This is a genomic window from Gardnerella sp. 26-12 (assembly GCF_001660745.1).
In the GTDB taxonomy this organism is placed as follows: Bacteria; Actinomycetota; Actinomycetes; order Actinomycetales; family Bifidobacteriaceae; genus Bifidobacterium; species Bifidobacterium swidsinskii.
Genome location: NZ_LWSR01000166.1, coordinates 1 through 976 on the forward strand (window position 1 = coordinate 1; position 976 = coordinate 976).

1 protein-coding gene is annotated in these 976 nt (G+C 34.8%); it reads right to left on the reverse strand.

The window, feature by feature from the left end; translation table 11 throughout:
* Window positions 1-301 precede the first annotated feature (301 nt).
* Window positions 302-457 (reverse strand): lacticin 481 family lantibiotic, encoded by a 156-nt coding sequence (locus A5295_RS06055; RefSeq protein WP_197479843.1) that lies wholly within the window; start codon window positions 455-457, stop codon window positions 302-304.
* Window positions 458-976: the final 519 nt, after the last annotated feature.

Below are 976 nucleotides of genomic sequence, written 5' to 3' on the forward strand. Positions count from 1 at the left end.
AGATGTGTATAAGAGACAGAGCCTATGCCTTGCTAAATGCATGAATTCTGAAAAGAAAGTATCATCATGCTCTAAACGACTGATGAAATCAGCAAAAGACGGTTTCCCATTCTTGGCTTTATAGTTCGCTAGGAACAGTACTATCGTTGGCCCAAGCACATGCTCCAGCTCCAGATTAGAAGTATCTATAAGACGAATATCAGCACTTCTAACTTTTTCGAATACACCATTAAACTGATATAGCTCATTGGTTTCATCAGTAACCATTTTAGGTGAAATCCTTCCTAACTTCTTTATGGTCTTAACAGCAGGTTAACAAGAATTGCCAAGTGTTCATATGGCATTCATGAGTCAATGTATGCATGACTCCATCTCCAGCACCGAGAATTTCATCTAATTCAGCATCTGTAATCTCAACAAGTACATCTTTCATGTTCGTCTCCTTTGAGGTATCCAAATAAAATAATGTAGTCAATAGAGATTAGGAAGAACTTCACCTATTCCTAGTTACTTAGGACAATTTAATAATCACAAATATAAAAGTGCCTATCCATCAACATGCATATTTTGTCCACTATAGGGTACATGTAGTTCTATGCATAAGATATATATCTTCATGTTAGTTTTTGATACATGCAACTCACCTAGGCTATTGAATACACAGCATCATAAACATTCCTCATACTAAAATGATAGCTTTTAAAACATATCTACAAATAACTTCACCACTCAACAACGTTAGGGATCCTCTTCAAACAATACAGGAATAGCTAAGTTTGTCATAGCCTATGTCTTTGCAAAATAAAAACCTCTAGAGTAAAACACCAACTATTAATGATCCGTGCACACAACTCGGATTATAGGCGAAAAAAATTCGATGAGGACCAGACAAAAGACAACTTTTATTGAAAACTCCCATTTATAAGAGTATAAAAAACTTTTCATATTACTTTTGCAAAACAGCAAACAAAGAATC